The sequence below is a fragment of the Enteroscipio rubneri genome (assembly GCF_002899715.1).
In the GTDB taxonomy this organism is placed as follows: domain Bacteria; phylum Actinomycetota; class Coriobacteriia; order Coriobacteriales; family Eggerthellaceae; genus Enteroscipio; species Enteroscipio rubneri.
This window is the reverse complement of sequence record NZ_PPEK01000001.1, coordinates 392,643-408,530: the sequence shown is the minus strand read 5'-3', so window position 1 is coordinate 408,530 and position 15,888 is coordinate 392,643. Positions and strand designations below refer to the sequence as shown.

Annotated in this window: 17 protein-coding genes; 4 read left to right on the top strand and 13 right to left on the bottom strand. The window is 64.2% G+C overall.

All coding sequences use genetic code 11. The features are described 5' to 3' along the window. Positions 1-32: 32 nt before the first annotated feature. The 3 genes from frr to C2L71_RS01710 form a co-directional block, all read right to left on the bottom strand. Positions 33-590 carry a ribosome recycling factor gene (gene frr, locus C2L71_RS01720; protein ID WP_103264049.1) on the bottom strand — a complete coding sequence of 186 codons (558 nt, stop codon included), beginning with the start codon at positions 588-590 and terminating at the stop codon, positions 33-35. Between the two features lie 61 nt (positions 591-651). Then, positions 652-1,368, bottom strand: coding sequence for a UMP kinase (gene pyrH / locus C2L71_RS01715; protein ID WP_103264048.1), 717 nt, complete (start codon positions 1,366-1,368; stop codon positions 652-654). A gap of 232 nt (positions 1,369-1,600) precedes the next feature. Further along, on the bottom strand, positions 1,601-3,043 hold the full coding sequence (locus C2L71_RS01710; RefSeq protein ID WP_103264047.1) for a S1C family serine protease: 1,443 nt from the start codon (positions 3,041-3,043) through the stop codon (positions 1,601-1,603). A gap of 300 nt (positions 3,044-3,343) precedes the next feature. Between C2L71_RS01710 and C2L71_RS12245 the strand changes: the two genes are divergently transcribed. From C2L71_RS12245 to C2L71_RS01695, 4 genes are read left to right on the top strand one after another with little or no spacing between them, the layout of a single operon-like run. Then, entirely contained in the window at positions 3,344-3,622 is a 279-nt protein-coding gene (locus C2L71_RS12245; RefSeq protein WP_239926216.1) for a hypothetical protein, read from the top strand. Further along, positions 3,619-3,864 (top strand): hypothetical protein, encoded by a 246-nt coding sequence (locus C2L71_RS12240; RefSeq protein ID WP_239926215.1) that lies wholly within the window; start codon positions 3,619-3,621, stop codon positions 3,862-3,864. The genes C2L71_RS12245 and C2L71_RS12240 overlap by 4 nt, the downstream gene beginning before the upstream one ends. Positions 3,865-3,889: 25 nt before the next feature. Further along, positions 3,890-5,092, top strand: coding sequence for an iron-containing alcohol dehydrogenase (locus C2L71_RS01700; RefSeq protein WP_103264046.1), 1,203 nt, complete (start codon positions 3,890-3,892; stop codon positions 5,090-5,092). A 29-nt stretch (positions 5,093-5,121) separates the two neighbouring features. Next, positions 5,122-6,534 (top strand): aldehyde dehydrogenase, encoded by a 1,413-nt coding sequence (locus tag C2L71_RS01695; RefSeq protein ID WP_103264045.1) that lies wholly within the window; start codon positions 5,122-5,124, stop codon positions 6,532-6,534. Between the two features lie 90 nt (positions 6,535-6,624). On the opposite strand, the gene C2L71_RS01690 is transcribed toward C2L71_RS01695, so the two are convergent. From C2L71_RS01690 to C2L71_RS01640, 10 genes are all read right to left on the bottom strand, one after another. Next, positions 6,625-7,434, bottom strand: coding sequence for a MerR family transcriptional regulator (locus tag C2L71_RS01690; protein ID WP_103264245.1), 810 nt, complete (start codon positions 7,432-7,434; stop codon positions 6,625-6,627). Positions 7,435-7,631: 197 nt separating this feature from the next. Next, entirely contained in the window at positions 7,632-8,468 is an 837-nt protein-coding gene (locus tag C2L71_RS01685; RefSeq protein WP_103264044.1) for a deoxyribonuclease IV, read from the bottom strand. A 60-nt stretch (positions 8,469-8,528) separates the two neighbouring features. Further along, positions 8,529-9,368, bottom strand: coding sequence for a deoxyribonuclease IV (locus C2L71_RS01680; protein WP_103264244.1), 840 nt, complete (start codon positions 9,366-9,368; stop codon positions 8,529-8,531). Between the two features lie 195 nt (positions 9,369-9,563). After that, positions 9,564-9,872 carry a carboxymuconolactone decarboxylase family protein gene (locus tag C2L71_RS01675; protein ID WP_103264043.1) on the bottom strand — a complete coding sequence of 103 codons (309 nt, stop codon included), beginning with the start codon at positions 9,870-9,872 and terminating at the stop codon, positions 9,564-9,566. A 279-nt stretch (positions 9,873-10,151) separates the two neighbouring features. Beyond that, complete coding sequence (locus C2L71_RS11885) at positions 10,152-10,610, bottom strand: hypothetical protein (protein WP_170042394.1); 459 nt, start codon at positions 10,608-10,610, stop codon at positions 10,152-10,154. Between the two features lie 119 nt (positions 10,611-10,729). Beyond that, a complete protein-coding gene (locus C2L71_RS01660; protein ID WP_103264041.1) occupies positions 10,730-11,500 on the bottom strand; it encodes an energy-coupling factor transporter transmembrane component T family protein in 771 nt (256 codons plus the stop codon). Beyond that, positions 11,497-12,354, bottom strand: coding sequence for an energy-coupling factor ABC transporter ATP-binding protein (locus C2L71_RS01655; protein ID WP_103264040.1), 858 nt, complete (start codon positions 12,352-12,354; stop codon positions 11,497-11,499). The genes C2L71_RS01660 and C2L71_RS01655 overlap by 4 nt, the downstream gene beginning before the upstream one ends. Beyond that, the gene (locus C2L71_RS01650; RefSeq protein WP_103264039.1) at positions 12,351-13,190 is read right to left on the bottom strand and encodes an energy-coupling factor ABC transporter ATP-binding protein; all 840 of its coding nucleotides are present in this window, start codon (positions 13,188-13,190) and stop codon (positions 12,351-12,353) included. The genes C2L71_RS01655 and C2L71_RS01650 overlap by 4 nt, the downstream gene beginning before the upstream one ends. Before the next feature lie 397 nt (positions 13,191-13,587). Then, the gene (locus tag C2L71_RS01645) at positions 13,588-14,220 is read right to left on the bottom strand and encodes a tryptophan transporter (protein WP_103264038.1); all 633 of its coding nucleotides are present in this window, start codon (positions 14,218-14,220) and stop codon (positions 13,588-13,590) included. Positions 14,221-15,249: 1,029 nt separating this feature from the next. Next, positions 15,250-15,888 (bottom strand): TetR/AcrR family transcriptional regulator, encoded by a 639-nt coding sequence (locus tag C2L71_RS01640; RefSeq protein WP_103264243.1) that lies wholly within the window; start codon positions 15,886-15,888, stop codon positions 15,250-15,252.

Genomic DNA, 15,888 nt, shown 5'->3' with positions numbered 1-15,888 from the left:
GCAATTCCGCGGGCCGGAGGCCCGCAGAACCCCTAGATCTCCATGACTTCGGCTTCCTTCTTCTTGAAAGCCTCGTCTATTTCGGCCACGTACTTGTCCGTGAGCTTCTGCACCTCGGACTGGGCACGACGCTCATCGTCCTCGGGAAGGCTGTCCTCTTTGACTGCGCGCTCGATGGCAGCATTAGCCTCCTGGCGCGCCTTGCGAACGGCGACGCGCGCCTCCTCGGCGTAGCCCTTGCACTGCTTTACTAGATCACGACGGCGTTCCTCGGTGAGCGTAGGGAACGGGAGACGAATGACGGATCCGTCGTTGGACGGCGTCACGCCCAAGTCGCTCGCAAGGATGGCCTGCTCGATTGCGCCGAGCACGCCCTTGTCCCACGGCTCGATGACCAGCATGTGCGCATCCGGCGTCTTGATGCCTGCCATCTGGTTCACTGGCGTGGGCACGCCGTAGTAATCCACTCTGATGCGATCGAGCACCATGGCGTTCGCACGTCCCGTGCGCACGGAAGAAAAGTTGTTGCCCAGCGAGTGGAGCGCGCCCTGCATGCGTTCTTCGGCCTGCAGCATAATATCGTCGATCATTCCGATTCCTTTCGCCCTAGACCCTGCCTTGCGCCCGCCCCGGGGACGCGAGCCGACGACCCTATTCTACCGTGGTTCCGACGTTTTCGCCCTTCAAAGCGCGTGAAATGTTGCCCTTCACGGTCAGATCGAACACGATCATAGGAACATTGTTGTCCATGCACAGCGATGTCGCAGTAGAGTCCATGACGTTAAGGCTCTTCGAAAGCACGTCCATGTAGCTGATGCGGTCGAACCGCTTGGCGTTCGGGTTCTTCTCGGGATCGCTGTCGTATACCCCGTCGACTTTCGTGGCCTTCATGAGCACGTCGACATCGAGTTCGCAGGCGCGCAGGGCGGCCGTCGTGTCGGTGGTGAAATAGGGGTTGCCGGTGCCGGCGGCCAGAATGACGACGCGCCCCTTCTCCATATGGCGGATAGCGCGACGCCGGATGTAGGGCTCGGACACTTCCTGCATGTTGATGGCACTCTGCACGCGGGAGAAGACGCCGTGGCGCTCGAAAGCGTCCTGAAGAGCCAGCGCATTCATAACAGTTGCCAGCATGCCGATGTAATCGGCCTGCGCACGATCCATGCCTTCGGCGCTTCCGGCCAGACCGCGGAAAATGTTGCCGCCGCCCACGACGACTGCCAGCTGCACGCCACCGCGCACGATCTCGGCAATCTGATCGGCCAGATCGTCGACCACCTTCGGATCGATGCCATAGCCCACATCACCCGCCAGCGCTTCTCCCGACAGCTTGAGCAGCACGCGCTTGTACCGGTAGTCTTCTGACATCCGACCAACCCCTTCGACGATCGCTTCGTTCTTGCGCCGATCATCTTACCCGAAAAATGGAAAAGGCGGCTCGCCCTCGGCCTCCCTTTTCGGTCATTCCACGCAATGACCAGACGCTGCGCTGCTCCATGCTCATGACGCCATCGATCGTGACGGATCCGAAGCGAACGAAGGCCCCGGACGCATGATCCAGGGCCTTCGCGTTGCGTGCTGAACCGATGCGGTCGCGCGCTTACGCCGCCTTATCGTTCGATGCTCCACCGCCGAACAGGCGCTCGAGCATCGACCCATTACCGCTGTTCTGCTGAGTGGAGGCGCTCTGCGCGCTCTCGTCGGAGCCGAGCGTGACCTCGACCTGCTTGGTCTCGCCGTTGCGGTTGACGTCGAGCGTCACCTTGTCGCCGGGGTTCTTGGAACGAACATCCAGCATGAGGTCGCTTGCGGATTCCACGTTCTGGCCGTCGAACTTCGTAATGATGTCGCCGACCTGGATGCCGGCCTGGGCTGCGCCGGAACCCTCGCTCACGGCTGCGACGTACGCGCCGCTGTCAGCGGCCAGGCCGTAGCGCTGGGCGTTCTGGGCGTTCACCGTGGACAGGGACACGCCGAGCTGCGCGTGGGTCGGTGTCTTGCCATCGATGATCTGCTGCGCGAGATTCACCGCGTAGTTCACCGGAATGGCGAAGCCGACGCCGGAGTAGTTGCCGGAGTAGGACGTGATCAGCGTGTTGATGCCGATGAGCTTGCCGTCTGCGTCGACGAGCGCACCGCCCGAGTTGCCGGGGTTGATGGCTGCGTCAGTCTGGATCATGTTCGGGTAGATAGTGGTCTCGCCGGAGCTCTGACCGTATTCGTCGGTGCCGGCATCCATGATCTGCGAGCGGCTCGTAGCCGACACGATGCCGGTGGCCACGGACTGCTCGAGGCCGAACGGGCTGCCGATGGTCATGACCCATTCTCCGATGACGAGGTCGTCGGAGTTGCCGATCTCGATGGCCTTGAGGCCGCTCGCATCCTTGGCCTTGATGACCGCGATGTCGGAGCTGGGATCGCTGCCTACAACCTCCGCGTCGTAGGTGTCGCCTTCGATAGTCACCTTGAAGGCGTCGCCGCCGGATATGACATGGTAGTTCGTGATGATGTAGCCGTCGTCGGTGAGCACGACGCCGCTGCCGAGCGACGATTGCGTAAGCGTGTCGGAGCCGGATCCGTTGCCTGCTCCGAAGCCGTACATGCCCGACATGCTGGACTGGTTCGCATACACGTCGATAGCGGCAACGGACGGCAGGGACTTGCTCGCCACCGCTTCGGCCAGCGTTTGATCGGCTTGAGCGTCTTTGGCGTCAATCGAACTCGACGTGGACGAGCCAAGCTGGGTGGATGATCCGCCCGAATCGTTGCCGCCGCCATTCGAGGCGCCTGACACAGACTGCCACACGGCGAAGCCGCCGAGACCGATCACGCACGCGAGCGCGGCGCCGCAGAACGCGAGCAGGAACGTGCGCAGCCCGTGCGATTTCTTCTGCACCGTGACGGCACCCGCCGGATGCGGCTGCTGATAGTACGGCTGCTGCCCGTACGTCTGTTGGTCCGGCTGCGTCGTATGCTGAGCATGCTCATCGCTCGGCGGGGGCACAGGACTGCCGCCGGGATTGGTTCCGTGCATATCGGTCATGTGGTTCACGCTCCTTGGAATCGTGGTGGTCTATGATCGGATCACTGCTCGAAATTGATGGCGCAACTGTATCACGGCGACTTTTGATCTGCTGGCCCTGTGCTCAATTGTCATCTTCGCGTCATGGAATTACACCGTTTGGTGTACGCGCATCCCTGCTCCGTACTCCCCGCGCACTCCGATCGCCTGCCGACCATGCCCGCACGTCGAAGCGCCGTCTGCTTTTACCGCGCGCTTTCACGTCGTCGGATCGTCGCAGCGCTATCATACTGCCGTTATCTCGTACGCAAGGAGCATGCCATGTCCGAACCTTCGACCCGCCCGCTCGGCGCAGCCCATCGCTTCCAAACGCTCTACGTGCGCGTACTCTTGCGCCTTCTTCCGCACTTGGTCAACCTGTTCAGACATGTGTCGCCGAGCATTCGGGCGGAGATCGGCTACGTAACCTCCGGCTGCACGTTCATGCTGGCCGTAAACGGCACGAATCTGGCGGCCTTCTGCGAACGAACCGCTCGCGGCACGTTCAGGCGCGTGCCGCCCGATATCGTAGCCTACGATGTGGAGCCGGGAGCGGGTTGACCACGTCGGGCGACGCCGTCACCATCGACTACGTCATCGCGTTCCGCTCCCTCGCGTATGCATTCGCGTGCTTCTCGGGCAACATGACGCTCAAAGATGCCCTCGCCCAGCGCGCGTTCTCCACGCGCGGCCCCAACGACATGGGCGTGGCCCTCACCTATCTGTTCACAGCGCTGCTGAAAATGTTCTTCGGCTGGCGCGCGGCGTACCGTCGCGGCGCCGTCGCCGCCCCGCGAAGCTGAGCCTTATCGAGAAAGGAACAACCCGGTGAACGCTTTCGAATTCTGCTGCCCCACCAAGATCGTCTGCGGAGCGCATGCGCTCGACAAGCTGCTCGACGAACTGGCGGACCGCGGCGTGGCACACCCGCTGGTCATGACGGACGCGGGCTTGGTGAAGCTGGACGTGGCCGCCAAGCTCACCGACGTGCTGGACGCGGCCGGCGTAGCCTACGAGGTGTTCGACCAGGTGCCGCCCGACTCGTCCATGGACGTGGTGAACGAGGTGGCGCGCCTCTACGCCGAGCGCGGCTGCGACGGGTTCGTGGCCATCGGCGGAGGCTCGGTCATCGACACCACGAAGGGCGCGGCCGCCTCGCTCGCCTGCGAGGGCGTGGACTTCGCCACGTTGCAGGGCTCGGAGATCCTGCACGCCGACCTGCCGCCGTTCATCGCCGTGCCAACTACCGCCGGCACCGGCAGCGAGGTAACGCTCGTGGCCGTGGTGGCCGACACGAAGAAGCATGCGAAGCTCTCGTTCACGTCCTACAAGCTGGTGCCGCACGCGGCCATCCTCGACCCGGCGCTCACGGCGTCGCTGCCGCCGAAGCTCACGGCCACCACCGGCATGGACGCGCTCACGCACGCCGTGGAGGCGTACACGTCCATCCAGAAGAACCCCGTGTCCGACGCGTTCGCGGTGAAGGCCATCGAGCTCATCGCGGCCAACCTGCCCACGGCCTGCCGCGACGGCGCGAACGTCGATGCGCGCACGAGCCTGGCACTCGGATCGCTCATGGCGGGGGCGGCGTTCAGCAACGCCATGGTGGGCATCGTGCACGCGCTCGGGCACTCGCTCGGCGGCCTCTGCCACATCCCGCACGGCCAGGCCATGATGATGCTCCTTCCCCACTGCGTGGCATTCAACGTGAAGCGCGGCATCCACAAAGGGCTCTACGGCGAGCTGCTGCCGCACCTCGCACCCGCCCGCGCGGCAGGCCTGAGTCCGGACGCATCTGACGAAGAGCGAGACCGCGCGTTCAGCGAGCACCTGTTCTCGCTGAACGACCTGTACCACGAGCGCTACGGCGTGCCGCTTACGCTGTCCGAGCTGGGCGTTGCGCGCGATCAGCTGCCCGCCGTGGCCAAGCAGGCCCGCTATGACGGCGCCGCGCTGTACAACGTAACCGAGATCACCCTGGAAGACGCCCTGGAAATACTGGATGCGGCGTTCGGCGCGTCTGCTCGGTAGCGCATGCGGACTGATAGAAAGGCGAGATCATGACCACCTCCTCCACCTTTGAAAGCGTCGCCGACGTCGAAGCCCAGGCGCAGCGCATGCGAGATTTCTTCGCGACGGGCGCCACGATGCAGATCGACTACCGCCGTCAGGCCCTCGTGAAGCTGAAGGCCTACCTCAAAGCGAACGAGCAGCGCGCGCTCGACGCACTCGCCGAAGATCTGGGAAAGTCGTCGTTCGAAGGCTACGCCACCGAACTCGGCCTCGTATACGAGGAGATCAATACGTGCCTGAAGCATCTCGGTCGATGGGCGCGCCCCCGTCGCGTACGCACGCCCATCGTGCATTTTTGCTCCACGTCGAAGGTCTACCCCAGCCCGCTCGGCGTGGCCCTCGTGCTCTCGCCGTGGAACTACCCCGTTCAGCTTGCGCTCGTGCCGATGGTGGATGCCATCGCCGCCGGCAACTGCGTCGCGCTCAAACCCTCGCGCACATCCGTTGCCACGAGCGGGTTCCTGCTGGAGATGGTAGCCAGCCTGTTTCCCCCCGAATACGTTTTCGGATTCCCCGGTTCGAGCGATATGAACGATTGGCTGCTCGACGTTCGCTGGGACAAGCTGTTCTTCACCGGCAGCCCGCGCGTCGGCCACGCCGTGATGCAGGCCGGCGCACGGTTCCTCACGCGCGTCACGCTGGAGTTGGGCGGGAAGAGCCCCTGCATCGTGGACGAGACCGCCAACGTGAAGCGCGCGGCGCAGCGCGTGGCCTGGGGCAAGGGCATCAACTCAGGGCAGACGTGCGTGGCTCCCGACTACTTCCTCGTGCATGAGAACGTCGTGGACGACTTCGTGTCGCAGCTCGACGCGTGCTTCCATCAGTACTACGGGCAGGACATCCTGGCGTGCGAGCAGTGGCCGCACATGATCTCGCAGCGCCACTTCGAGCGCGTTATGGGGCTCATCGAGAACCGTAACCCGGACGCGACAGTGGCGTTCGGCGGCCACGGCGACCCCGAGACGCTGCGCATCGAGCCCACGTGCCTGCGGGGCGTGACGCTCGACGATCCCGTCATGGGCGAGGAAATCTTCGGACCCGTGCTGCCCGTGCTCACGTACCGCTCGCTTGACCAGGCCTTCGACATCGTGCGCACCTTCGAGAAGCCGCTCGCCTGCTACGTGTTCTCCGACGACAAGCAGGTGCAGCACCGTGTGCTCACCCGTCTGCCCTTCGGCGGCGCCACGGTGAACGACGTGGTGATCCACCTGGCGAACAACCACATGGGCTTCGGCGGCGTGGGCAACTCCGGTATGGGCGCCTACCATGGCAAAGCGGGATTCGACTGCTTCACGCACTACAAATCGACGCTCAAGAAAGGCACCTGGCTGGAGCTGCCCATCCGCAACCCGCCCTTCGACGATACGAAGATGAGGCTGCTGAAGATGCTGATGAAATAGGAGGTAGGCACCCCGTCGGCACTACGGGTTCGGGATCCTCGAAGACTAGCTGATCGGGGGGCGACGCACCCCCCCCCGATCAGCCGCACGCTACCTCTTCTCCACCGGAACCTGGATCTCGGTGAGCCACTGGGACTCGTCGGCGCAGTTCCAGATGCCGTCGATGTAGCTCTCGCGGGCGAGGTCGGACGCACGGTAGCCGTTCTGCTCGATCCAGTTCATCGCGAACGCGTAGGCGCGCGGCAGATCGGCGTAGGGGCCGCGGTGCATCACGGACGCGACGGTGACGGCCGGCGCCTCCTCGAACACGATGCCGTCCGACTCCACGCCGTACTCCTCCACGGCCTCGCTGTACTTGATGGTGATGTCGCGCTCCTTGTACTCGCCGTCGAGGTAGGTGATGAAGCAGTATTCGGGCGTGGCGCATTTGAGGTTCGGGTTCGCCGCCTTCACGGCGCGGCCGAGGGCGGGGATCACCTCGAAGTACGCGGAGAAGTCGGGCACGGTCATGGTTTTGGAGAACACAATGCAGCTGGGCAGATCCTTGATGGTGGCTTGGTGGTTCATGGAAAACCCCTTTCCTTCGTCTGAGAGCATGAATGCGATGCGCGCGAGGCGTTCCTGGCGCGCGGTGAGTTCCCGTTCGACGAGCTCACGGCGCCGTGAGAGGATGGGACGCGGGTCGGCGCCGTCCTCGATGGCGGCTACCTCGTCCACCGATAGGCCCGCCTGCCGCAGCGCTTGGATGCGGTGCAGGTCGACGAGCTGGGACGTGGTGTACAGGCGGTAGCCCGTCGCGCCGTCCACGGCGGCGGGACGCAAAAGCCCGATGTGGTCGTAGTGGTGCAGCGTCTTGACGGTGGTCTTGCCCATCTTCGAGAACTCTCCTATGTAGAACATGGTTCTCACCTCCTTCTCATCGCATTCAACAGCCTCCTGCACGGGGAGGGTCAAGAGGGTTTCTCTGAAAAAATACGCGAACGTGAGTTTCGCTTGACAGCGCATGAGCGGGCACCGCCCGAACAGCAGCGGATCTCGCACGCGCATGCGACGATGCAAGCATTCGCCCGAGAAAGGTTTAAAACGCTTCCAAGCCTCTACCCCACATGCATCTCGCGCAGGGCGGCGATCTCCTCGGCAAAGCCGGACAGTTCGGGGTTGGGGGTTTCCAGGTAGAACGGCAAATCCCGCAACTTCGGGTGGTTCGTGACGGCGGCGAGCGCAGCCAGGCCTATCTCTCCCTCGCCGATGCGCGCGTGGCGGTCCTTATGCGAGCCGCGGGCGTTCTGGGAATCGTTGAGGTGGATGGCGCGCAGGCGTTCGAGGCCGATGACGCGGTCGAACTCCTCCACCACGCCGTCCAGGTCGCCTGCGATGTCGTAGCCCGCATCCCACACATGGCACGTGTCGAGGCACACGCCCACGTGGTCGGCCAGGTCAACCTGCGCGATGATGGCCACCAGCTCCTCGAACGTGCCTCCGATCTCGCTGCCCTTCCCCGCCATCGTCTCGAGCAGCAGCGTAGTGGTCTGGTGCGGCAGAAGCGACTGGTTGAGCGCGTCGGCGATCTTCGCGATGGCCGCTTCGTGCGTTTGGCCCGTGGCGCTGCCCGGATGCATGTTGTACAGCTGGTGCGGCGTCTCCTCCATGCGGCCGAGATCCTCGGCCAGCACCATGAGCGCGAAATCGCGCGTCTGCTGCTTGTCGGACGCGGGGTTCAGCGTGTAGGGCGCGTGCGCCAGGATGCGCGTGATGCCGTGCTCGGGCGCGTAGGCCGCATAGGCCGCCACGTCCTTCGGGTCGATGGCCTTCGCCCGCCCACCGCGCGGGTTGCGCGTGAAGAACTGGAACGTGTTGGCATCGATGGACACGGCCGTCTTCGCCATATGGAGGTAGCCCTTGGCGCTCGAAAGATGGCATCCGATGGTGAACATAGCCGCATCCTTTCCGGTGGTTTAATCGTGACACTTATAGTAGCATATGGAGCGGCGCGCTCAGGCCGAGGCGCGGGCCTTCTGGAACTTCTCTATGGCCTCGCCGTACTCCTTGAGCGTCGCGTCGGGCGCCTCCAGGTAGAACGGCACGTCGCGCAGTTTAGGATGGTTCGCGAGCGCCGCCAGGGCGTCGAAGCCGATCTCGCCCGCGCCGATAGGCGCATGGCGATCCTTGTGCGAACCGCGCGCGTCCACGCTGTCGTTGAGATGGACCGCCCCCAGCTTGTCGAGGCCGATCACGCGGTCGAACTCCTCCACCACGCCGTCGAGGTCGTCCACGATGTCGTAGCCAGCGCCCCACACCCGGCAGGCGTCGAAGAGCACGCCCGTGTGGTCGTCGAACTTAACCTGGTCGAGGATACGCGCCAGCTGCTCGAACGTGCTGCCCACCTGCGTGCCCTCGCCCGCCATGGTCTGCACGAGCACGGGCGTCTCCTGCGACGGCGTGATCACGTCGTTGAGCGCTGCGGCAACCCTTGCCAGTGCTTCGTCCACCGGCCTGCCGAGCGCGCTGCCAGGTTGCAGCGTGTACATCGCTTGCGGCGTCTCGGCCATGCGCGCGAGGTCTTCGGCCAGCACCATCATCGTGAAATCGTGCTCGCGCTGGTCGGCGCTGGCGGGGTTCGCCGTGTAGGGCGCATATCCCAGGATGACCTCGATGCCGTGTTCGGGCGCATAGTCCTCGAACGTGGCGATATCCTGCGGGTCGAGCGCCTTCTGCGCACCGCCGCGCGGGTTGCGCGTGAAGAACTGGAACGTGTTGGCCCCGATGGACACGGCGGCCTTGGCCATGCCAAGGTATCCGTCCTTGTCCGAGAGATGGCATCCGATGGTGAGCATGGCAGCGTCCTTTCCGATGGGGAGCATTGCCGTCCATGCTAGCCGTGCGCCCGCAGCCTGGGCGACGCGGAAGGCGCGCCGCCGCGCATCTGTCAGCAGCCCGTTGCGCCCCCGTGCAACCAGCCGGGCGACTGTAGCAGGCTATATGAGGAAAGGGGATTTCGGAGGCAGGCAGCGGCCAGGGCGGGCGCGCGTCTACGCCTCAGCGGCATCGTAGGCGTCGAGCGCGGCTCCAAGCGCCTCGATGGCGGTCATGCCGACGGCGGGCAGGCCCACGAGCACCGCGCTGCGCACCTCCTCGCGCGTGGCGCCCAGCTTCTTGAGCGAGGTCACGTGGAACCCGAGACCGCCCGTCATGCCGAGCGCGGAGAGCACGGCCAGGTAGGCCAGCTCCTGCGTCTTCTGGTCGAGCGCGCTCGACTTCGCCACCTGCATGACCATGCCGCCGTACGCCTTGCCGAGCTCCGGCTCCTCGTTCACGAACAGCTCGAATCCCTTCGCCATCGTAAGCCTCCTTCGCCGTTGGGCGCCGCGTGCGCCATGTGCCCGCTGGCTTGCCCTTGGAGCTTCCAGTATAGCCTCCAAGTCCGCGAGAAGAGGGCCGGCAATCCACCGGCCGACGAACCGTTACGATCCGGGCAGGGAAGGCAGCGCAATTGGAGGGCATCCGCCGACAAGCGACGATCCCGGCAAAAGGCTTCCACCGCGGACGCAGGCACACCCTTCTTGCAGCAGCATCGTCCCCACCACGGGGGCCGCAATGAGCGCGAGCGCGGCAGCGCGTCAGGCGTGGACGACTTCCGATATGGATCCAGCCTCCGCTTCCAGGACGCGCTTGAGTATCGGCGCAAGCGCATCGGGCAGCGCAGGGGCCAGGGCTTTCGCGATCTCCTCGACCGATACGCGCATACCCGTTTCGGCCCGATACGCCATGAGCCCGAGGATGCCGCTCGCCACGCATTCAAGCACGATGCGGGCGTCGCCTGCGAGCGCAGTTTCGGCGCCCACACCGAGTTCGGCCGCCCACAGCTCCATGACAGCCCCCTTCACCCGTCGGGCAACCAGCAAGGACGACGCATTCGTCAACAGCAGGCACAATCGGTTGATTATAGGCTGGAACGCGCGCAGAGCGAGGGTGACCTCATGGTCGTGGCCCGCCGGCGTCTGCCCGCCCGTGAAGTACCTCAGGAAAAACGATGGCAGCTGCTTGGGCAGGTTCCGGTCGATCACCGCGTCGGGCATCTTGTACATATCGTCGTATTAGTAGTAGAAGGTCCATCGACAACTACGACCATCCTATGTTCGAAGACGGCATCCAGCTCCGAGACATGGTGTACCTCCGCAAGGACGCCTGACCGCCGTTACAGCACGATCCCCAGCGTTACGGCGCAGGCGACCAGCGCGATCGCGACCGCCATCACGGCCACGTCGTAACCCGCAAACGGGTACTCCTTGTAGCCGCTCGCCACTCCGCGCAAGTTGAAGCCGCGCACCTCCGCGGCGATGGCGGCGCTGTTGGTCTTGCGGACCGACGACACGAGCAGCGGCACGCACAGCGGCACCATCAGGCGCACCTTCCGCACGATGCCGCCCGCGTCGAACTCCACGCCGCGCGCGGTCTGCGCCTCCATGATGCCCTTCATGTCGTTCATGAACAGGGGGATGAAATGGATCGTGGACGTGAACGTGAACGCGTACTTGTACGGCACGTGCAGCACCTTCACCACGGCGTTCGTGATGTCGTTCATCTTCGTGACGTAGAACACGAGGAACAGCGGGATGGCTGCGGCCACGAGGCGCACCACCGTGGTGAGAGCCGCCAACAGGCTGCCCGTGCCGATGTAGCCCCACGGCAGCTCCACCAGCACCGCCCCGCTCGACGTCGTGAGGATTTGGACGACGGCAAGGATCAGCGAGAACGCGAACACCGCCTTCGCGAGGCCGATGGCGGGCCTCATCATGCCGCATGTCGCGGCCAGCGCAAACCCAACCGCCAGCAGCACAGCCAAGAACACGAGGTTGCTCGAGCAGAAGCACGCGACGGCGAACAACGCGGCCGCCGCCAGCTTGGCCACGGGGTTCATGCGATGCAGCAGGCTGGTGCCGGGCACGTATTCGAGAAACGAGCTCATGCGCACACGCTCCTTTCGACATCCTGGGTTGTTCGAGCCTCTTCGGCGACGGCGGCCAGCATCTCGTCCACCGTGTTGGCGCGGGCGACGGCCGTCTCGGCGAGCTGTGGCATATCGCGCGCCAGCTCAAACGACAGGTCCACGATCTGCGGCGGAACGAGCGAGGCGCGCTCGAGCGTGTCGCGGTTGCGCAGCACGTCGAAGGTGGGGGCGTCGTCCACCACCGTGCCGTCGCTCATCACGATGCAGCGTGTCGCGTAGTCGGCCACCACCTCCATGTCGTGGCAGACCATGATCACCGTTGTGCCCCGCTCGTGGATACGCCGGACGATGTCCATCACCTTCGCGCATTCGCGGTAGTCGAGCCCGGTGGTGGGCTCGTCGAGCACCACCACCGGCGGCGCGAGCACCACGATGGAAGCCAGCGCCAGCAGCTGGCGCGCGCCGCGGTTCAGCAGGAACGGGTCGTCGTCGGCATCGAAGCCGAACTCCTCGATGATGGCGTCCACGCGCTCATCGGCCTCGGGACCCGCCTGTCCGAGCGCCTTGAACCCGAACAGCAGCTCCTCGCGCACCGTGTTGCAGCAGATCTGGCTGTCGGGATTCTGGAACAGGAAGCCCACGCGCCGCGCGAGCTCGCTCGTGCGCAGCTCGGTCGTGGGAACGCCGTCGATGAGCACCTGGCCGGCATCGGGCTTCAGCAAGCCGTTCACCAGGCGCATCGTAGTGGACTTTCCCGCGCCGTTCGTGCCCACGAACGCGACGAACTCGCCGTCGCGGATCGTGAAGCTGACGCCCTTCAAGATGGGCAGCGTTGCCTCGTAGGACGCGTGCACGTCGTCGAACTCGATCATGCGAGCACCTCTTTCAATGCCTCGCGCGCTTCGCGCACGTTGCGGACGGACGCGCCGCCGTACAGGCCCTCGGCGCGCAGACGGTTCATGAGCGTGGTCGAGCGCGGGCAGTTGACGCCGATCCGCTTGAGCTCGTCCGAATGCTCCAGCACCTTCGCGGGCTCGTCGGCGAAGCGGATGCGCCCCTCGTCGACGATGACCAACAGGTCGGCGTACTGGGACAAGAGCGCGATCTTCTGCTCCACCACCACGACGGTGGTGCCGTGCTCGCGCGCATAGCGCGCCAGCAGGTCGAACACCGCTTGCGAGCTGGCCGGATCGAGCTCGGCGGTGGGCTCGTCCAGCACGAGCACTCGCGGGTTGAGCGCCAGGATGGACGCGATGGCCACCTTCTGCTTCTGCCCGCCGGACAGCGACGAGATCACGCGATCGCGCAAATCGGAGATGCCCATGTCGGCCAGCGCCCGGCTCACGCGGCCCTCGATCTCATCGCGCGGCACGCCGAAGTTCTCGAGGCCGTAGAGCACCTCGTCCTCCACGATCGACGTGACGAACTGGCTGTCGACGTCTTGGCACACGCTGCCCACCACCTGCGACACGTCGGTGAGCACAACATCGCAGGTGTCGAGCCCGTCGATGACGACGGAGCCGTAGAAGTCGCCCGGATAGCAATGCGGGATGATGCCGTTCAGCGCGTAGGTCAGGGTCGATTTGCCCGAGCCGGCGGCCCCGGTGATGCCGACGAACGCGCCGTCCGGGATGGTGAGGTCGATGCCGCTCACCACCGGCTGATCGCTTTCGCGGTATTTGAATGAGAAGTTCGAGATTTCGATCATGTTGGGTCTTCCTCGTCGGTTCCTACCTGATGCTTTTCTTTCCTGTCGGCTCATCGCTTCTTCCCGTCGCCCACGTGCTCCCATTGTCACCGCAGCTCCCGTTGACCCGCTGCCCCCGTTGACCCGCGGCTCCCGCCCCCGCTCGCGCAGAGGGCTCTTTTGGCAGAGAATGCGGGGTATGTGACTTCGGGCGGGAGTCAACCAGCGCATTGCGGAATCGTCTTGTCATAATCCCAGGTCACTGGAATTGAAATGCCACGAGCGCCCTTCGTCCGCCGTCGGAATTTCACATACCTCCAATTCTCTGCCAAATACGAAGGGAAGCACGCTCGATTCCTGCACACACCCGCAGCGTCAGGCGGTTCCGGCGGCCTCCTTGCCGCCGGAGCACGATGCGCTAGCGCTTGAGAACCTTCTTCAGCGGCATGGCCAGAACCTGCACGAGGATGCAGTTGAATGTGGCCGTGCCGAAGACGATGGCCGCGTACGTCGCCAATGCCACCATGACGTCGCCGCCTGTGGACACGACGTTGATGTAGACGGACAGCAGCGCGAAGGTTCCGCCCGACACCACCGTGGAGATGAACGTGTTGACGAGCGGGTTGAGGTCGAACTTGCCGCCGATGCGCATCGGCACCTTGATGAGCAGGCCGCAGGCGAGCGCACCGAGAACCTCGGAGGGAATGTTCAAAAGCGGTGTGGCGTTGAGCAGGGGAATCTGGCAGATAAGCCCCGCCAACAGACCGATGATCAGCGCTTGGCCCAGCTTCGGCTTCGTCAGGATGATGGCCAGGCAGTACATGGCGATGATGAAGTTCGGCTTCATGCCCATCGACGAGAGCAGCGAGCCCACCGTCAGCTTGAGCACCGCCCCGGCCGCAAGCAGCACGGCGATGAGAATGAGATCCTGCGTGGAAAGCCCCGCCTTCTTGGGCGCCGCTGCCACGTCGCGTTTGCGCGGGGCGGCCGCCTCGCCCGTCGTCGCCGCTGCCGTTTGCGTTGCAACCTCGCGCTTGATCTGCTGTTCCATGTTCCTCAATCCTTTCTTGGCGGAGTTCCCGCCGGTCATTGCCCCTCCCGGGGCGTCTGGTTTGCCGGCACGAACTTCGCGGATGAGGAACCTTCTCGCTTCGCCTTCAAGGTATGCGCGGCTTTCGCCGCCGTTTTGCGCCGCAATAAAAAACACCTGTCCTTTGAGATAAAGGACAGGTGTTGTAACCTGCGGTGCCACCTTTATTGGCTCTGCGATGCAGAACCCTCTCACGAACATGCCAACACATGTTCTGCCCTTAACGCAGGCTCACGGTCCAGATACTCGGTCGGCTCGGCCCCGTGCGCGCCATGCCTTCCTTTCCCCTTTCCCTCGGCGAACCATTTACCATCCAGCTTACTGCGGGAATCCCAGCTGCGCCCGCTCTCTGTGAGTGCTCATGATGGCTTGACTTTCGCCTCATCGGTTTCAGCTATTAAGTTGTGGCGCATACTTTAGCATACCGGAGCGGGAAGCTGTCAAGAAGTTTTTTGCATTGGCCCTCCTACGACGCACCGGGACTTCTTGCTCGGCGCAGCGCTCGTTACAAGAAAGCCCGCTTCAAAGTCACAAAAATCGCCGCTGTGAAGCATCCGCATACTCGAAAGGCGGCATTCAGTAGCTCGGTGCAGGTAAAACCCCAGATCGCTCGTGACGCATGCTCGAATATTTGTACGCGATTGCTCCCTCAAGCACTCAAAACACTTCAAAGCGGCGATTTTCGTGACAATCGACGCCCAAATCGCGTATCGGGAGGCAACGTGCCGCTCAAGGCGGAGCGCAGAGCGCCAGCCAACGCGATGCCCGCTCTTCGCGTTTGTTAGTCACGCTTACGGTTATGAGTAGCGAAAACGCAGGCGAAGCCGAGCACGGCCATTGCCAGGAGAGCGCAGTCGCGATGCCCAAGGAGCCGCCGGAATCGGCTAGCGTCGCGGGACGCCTGCCGGCTGAGAATCCGAACCGGAACCGTCGTTTCGATACGCCGAGCGAGCATGGCGAAACGCAGGAGGTTTCCGCGCGAAGGGCGTCTTAGCCCGAAGCGGCATCCCCCGCAGAAAGGTACGTGACGATAAGACTGCGAGTTTCGGCCGCCGAGGGCTCTGCATCGCCGCACACGTGCAGCATGGAGCGCGTGCGCGCCAGACCGATGGCCGTGGATGACGCCACGAGCGCTTCCTCCTCGACCGGCTGGCCGACCAGCATGCGACGCTCGGGATGCGCGACGAGATACCTTTGCAGCGCGGCGGCGATGGAGTGCTGGACAGCCAGCAGGTCGCGCTGCCCTTGGAAGAACAGCTGGGGCATAGAACGAAGGGCCTCGCGGCGTAGATTGACGATGCTCTCGTCCACGCCCGACGCGAAGCTCGTGCCAACTACGCCTACGAGCACGTCGAGGTAGCACGCTTCGTCGTGCTCCTCGAGGATCTCGGCCAGGCGCCCGTCGTCAGGAAACGAATCCATGCGGCCCATGACGGCAGCCGCTTTTGACGAGAAGTAGTTGAAGAACGTCTTCTTGGAAATCTCAGCGCGGGCGCAGATGTCCTCCACCGTCACGCCGTCGAAGCCCCGTTCGATGACCAGTTCCAGCGCAGCCCGCTCCACTGCGAGCCGCGCCTTGAGCTTTTTGCGATACCGAAGACCTTCCGCCGAAGGCTGTGCCTGTTCCAC

Excerpts from the sequence above, each read along its gene's own strand:
- frr (WP_103264049.1), bottom strand. The coding sequence starts at position 590 with ATGATCGACGATATTATGCTGCAGGCCGAAGAACGCATGCAGGGCGCG.
- pyrH (WP_103264048.1), bottom strand. The coding sequence starts at position 1,368 with ATGTCAGAAGACTACCGGTACAAGCGCGTGCTGCTCAAGCTGTCGGGA.
- C2L71_RS01710 (WP_103264047.1), bottom strand. The coding sequence starts at position 3,043 with ATGACCGATATGCACGGAACCAATCCCGGCGGCAGTCCTGTGCCCCCG.
- C2L71_RS12245 (WP_239926216.1), top strand. The coding sequence starts at position 3,344 with ATGTCCGAACCTTCGACCCGCCCGCTCGGCGCAGCCCATCGCTTCCAA.
- C2L71_RS01695 (WP_103264045.1), top strand. The coding sequence starts at position 5,122 with ATGACCACCTCCTCCACCTTTGAAAGCGTCGCCGACGTCGAAGCCCAG.
- C2L71_RS01690 (WP_103264245.1), bottom strand. The coding sequence starts at position 7,434 with ATGTTCTACATAGGAGAGTTCTCGAAGATGGGCAAGACCACCGTCAAG.
- C2L71_RS01685 (WP_103264044.1), bottom strand. The coding sequence starts at position 8,468 with ATGTTCACCATCGGATGCCATCTTTCGAGCGCCAAGGGCTACCTCCAT.
- C2L71_RS01680 (WP_103264244.1), bottom strand. The coding sequence starts at position 9,368 with ATGCTCACCATCGGATGCCATCTCTCGGACAAGGACGGATACCTTGGC.
- C2L71_RS01675 (WP_103264043.1), bottom strand. The coding sequence starts at position 9,872 with ATGGCGAAGGGATTCGAGCTGTTCGTGAACGAGGAGCCGGAGCTCGGC.
- C2L71_RS11885 (WP_170042394.1), bottom strand. The coding sequence starts at position 10,610 with ATGCCCGACGCGGTGATCGACCGGAACCTGCCCAAGCAGCTGCCATCG.
- C2L71_RS01660 (WP_103264041.1), bottom strand. The coding sequence starts at position 11,500 with ATGAGCTCGTTTCTCGAATACGTGCCCGGCACCAGCCTGCTGCATCGC.
- C2L71_RS01655 (WP_103264040.1), bottom strand. The coding sequence starts at position 12,354 with ATGATCGAGTTCGACGACGTGCACGCGTCCTACGAGGCAACGCTGCCC.
- C2L71_RS01650 (WP_103264039.1), bottom strand. The coding sequence starts at position 13,190 with ATGATCGAAATCTCGAACTTCTCATTCAAATACCGCGAAAGCGATCAG.
- C2L71_RS01645 (WP_103264038.1), bottom strand. The coding sequence starts at position 14,220 with ATGGAACAGCAGATCAAGCGCGAGGTTGCAACGCAAACGGCAGCGGCG.